The organism is Microcoleus sp. Pol12B4, assembly GCF_036701385.1.
Taxonomy (GTDB): Bacteria; Cyanobacteriota; Cyanobacteriia; order Cyanobacteriales; family Microcoleaceae; genus Microcoleus.
Genome location: NZ_JAUBQR010000369.1, coordinates 1 through 3,285 on the forward strand (window position 1 = coordinate 1; position 3,285 = coordinate 3,285).

The following is a 3,285-nucleotide window of genomic DNA, read 5'->3' on the forward strand; positions in this document are numbered from 1 at the left end:
TTGACTAGATTGTTGACTGGTCGGAGGAATTGTTGAGTGAGACTTTGATAGGCAATTAACATCCCGATACTCAAACCGCCGTTCATCACCCGCAAGCCGCCGACAACTAAGATAGCAGTTGCCGCTAAGGCCGTTAAAAATGCTGGTAATATTGACAGGATTTGAGTGGGTATAGCCAATTCTTGCTGGGCGTTGCTCATTTTCGCATAGTACCCGGCAAACTTAGAAAATAAATCGAATTCTAAACCGCTAGCTTTGACAGTTTCAATAGATTGAATGCCTGCGATGGCAGCACCGCCAACCTTACCTGTTTCCTGAGCTAATCTGGTGTTAGCATCGACGCGGCTGCGGGATAAAGATTGCAGTGCCAAAAAGTTTAAGGCTGCAAAAACAGCGGCAACACTGGTCAATACCCCGTCGTACATCACCATAATTATCGCATAGAAAACCATCATCACCGCGTCGATCGCAGTTGCAGCAAGTTTGCCCGATAAAATTTCAGCAACCTTATCATTAACTTGGCAGCGACTGCTAATTTCACCTGCAAACCGCTGGGCGTAAAATCCCACAGGCAAGCGCAAAGTATGCCAGAGAAACTGTCCCGACATCGAAATTGCAAGCTTGTTTGCCAGCCGCCGCAAATAGAAAAGTCGCATTCGGGCTAGCAGCCCTTGAACGGCCGCCGCAAACAGCATTCCCAATATTAAAGGTCGCAGCCACTCGTGACGGTTTTCGACGAGAATTTCATCTACAAAAATTTGCGTAAATGCCGCGCCAGCCAAACGGGGAACAGTCAGTAATAAACCAGCAATTAAACAAAATGCGATCGCCCAGCGCGAACTTTGCAATCGGGAATCTAAAGCACGGGCAATACTCGGTTTTTTCCCACCCTTTTTAAACTCCGGCCCAGGCTCAAAAGTCAAAACAACGCCAGTATAAGCAGACTTAAATTCTTCTAAAGAAACAGTCCTCGGCCCCGATGCGGGGTCGTTGAGGTAAACGCGCTTTTTCTTCATCCCCTCAACCACCAAAAAGTGATTGAAATTCCAAAAAACAATAAAAGGTGGCGGTACAGCTTTCAACTCTTCGACAGTTTTTTTAAACCCTTTAGCATCTAAGCCGTAAATTCGGGCTGCTTTAAGGATATTAGAAGCTTTACTGCCATCGCGAGAAACGCCGCACTCGCTTCGCAATTGGGCTAAAGGTACTGGGTGTTGGCAGTAACTCAAAATAATTCCTAAAGCAGCAGCACCGCATTCTACTGCTTCCATTTGTAACAGGGTGGGAGTACGAACTCGCCTTAATTTGCGCGGCATAAAAAACTTGTCAATCCAGGGAATTCTCATCGGCTATTAATGGGTAAAATGACTGATGAATGCTGACTAATACTCTCCTTAACTCTCGTTCCCAGGCAGAGCCTGGGAACGCATGGTGCGAGGCAGAGCCTCTTGATCGCCATTCCCAGGCAGAGCCTGGGAACGAGAAAGCGAGCGTGACCGCTGTCAACTGTCAACTGTCAACTGTCAACTGTTAATAAACTCCTGTCAAAGATCGAAAAATAGGAATCACGTAAGAAATCGGCGCTAACTGCCCGATTTGAACCCGAACTAGCGCAGTAGTACCGGGGGAAATCTTGAGAGGAGGCCCGTTCGAGGAAGACCATTTGTAACCGCTGATAGTGTTCGGATCTGGCTGCAATTCCACAAAAACTTGCACGGTAGCACCGCCACCAGCGATGCTTTTCGCGATGCTGTCAGCCAAATTTTCATTGCCGATAATTGCCGACATATCTTGATTAGTAACCGGAAAAGGAGAAACTTGGGTTACTTTGCCGACAATGCCGCCGTAGCGTTCCCGCTTGACGACGCTAGGGGTAACTTGTACAGTCATTCCCGGTTTAATTCGCTTGCCATCTCTGTCAGCAAAATAAACAAGACTGACCATTTTTTCGCGAGCATTTTGAGATTCAACTGTCCCGATCCTTGTACCGATGTTCAGCATTTGACCTGCAACAGCGCTAACTTCTAAAACGCGGCCGTCGTATTGGCTGGTAATTTTGCTGTCGGCTGTCAACTGATTCTGCAAGTGGGCAATCTTGCGTTTAACTTCCTGAATTTGATTTGTTTGGGCGATCGACTTCTCTAAATCTTGTTGAGCAAGTTTGACCGCTTGGGTTTCCATGTCTTTAATCTTAGTTTTGATTTCGTCAATTTTGTTCAGGTTTTGCAGGTACTCCCGTTCGGTGTTACTTTTCTGAACTTTAAGTTCTTGGAGATTGTTTTTAATTTCGTTAAGGCGGTTGAGATTTTGCAGGTACTCCCGTTCGGTATTGGTAGCTTCAACCTTGAGTTGCTGCCTGCTGTTTTTGAGGTCGTCAATTTTATTGAGATTTTGCAGGAATTCGCGATCGCTATTAGTTTTCTGAACGTCGAGTTCCTTTAACTGCGTTTCAATATCCGCCAGTTGCATCTGAGAGTCCGCGAATTCCTGTCTCGCTTGCAGCATTACATCCTCGCTGATCGCCCTCTCTTGTTCGTAAAGAATGCGACGAGTTTCAAACCGCTGCTGTAAAGTTTCCACCAAAGAAGTGATGTGCTGTTTTCGCTGCAAAAGACTGTCGCGTTTTTTGGCGATCGCGGCCAGAGTTTGCTGCCGCAATATCGGTGCAACTTGTTCTCGCCGCAAACTTTCTTCCAAACTTTGGCGTTTTTCTGCTAATGCTGTCAGAGTTTGCTGTCGCAGTACCGGCGCAATTTGTTCTCGGCGCAAACTTTCTTCCAAGCTTTGGCGTTTTTGCTCTAATGCCGCCATACTTTGCTGGTGCAGTATCGGTGCAACTGACTCTCTATTCAAGCTTTCTTGAAGGTCTTTTTGCTGCTGTTCGAGGGTTTTTAATTCCAGGGCAATTTGCTGTTTTTGCAGCTTATTAGTATCTTGTTTTTGCCCTTGCAGTTGGGCTAATTTGGCTTTTTCTTGTTCTAGCTGCTGCTTGAGGTATAGTTTATCAATTCTGCCGATTTCTTGACCCCGTTTAACAACATCTCCCGGCTTGATATTCAGCTTTACTAATTGGCCGGAACTAGCAGCTTGAAATTGCACGACGCGGCGGGGCAGAAGCAATACGCCTTGACCGGAAACAGTCAGCGGAATTCGCCCGATCGCACTCCAAACCCCCGCAGCGGCAACTAAACAGCCAATAGCAGTTAGTGGCAGCCACGATCGAGGACTAACCACCTGCATCATTTCGTCGAGGCGTTCCGGTGAAGATAAGCGATCGATCGCTTC

General features: G+C 46.8%; 2 protein-coding genes. Both read right to left on the reverse strand.

Translation table 11 applies throughout. From position 1 onward, the window contains the following. On the reverse strand, positions 1-1,316 hold a 1,316-nt coding region (locus QUA38_RS28135), incomplete at its 3' end, for a cysteine peptidase family C39 domain-containing protein (RefSeq protein ID WP_333167688.1). A gap of 214 nt (positions 1,317-1,530) precedes the next feature. Then, on the reverse strand, positions 1,531-3,285 hold a 1,755-nt coding region (locus QUA38_RS28140), incomplete at its 5' end, for an NHLP bacteriocin system secretion protein (protein ID WP_333167690.1).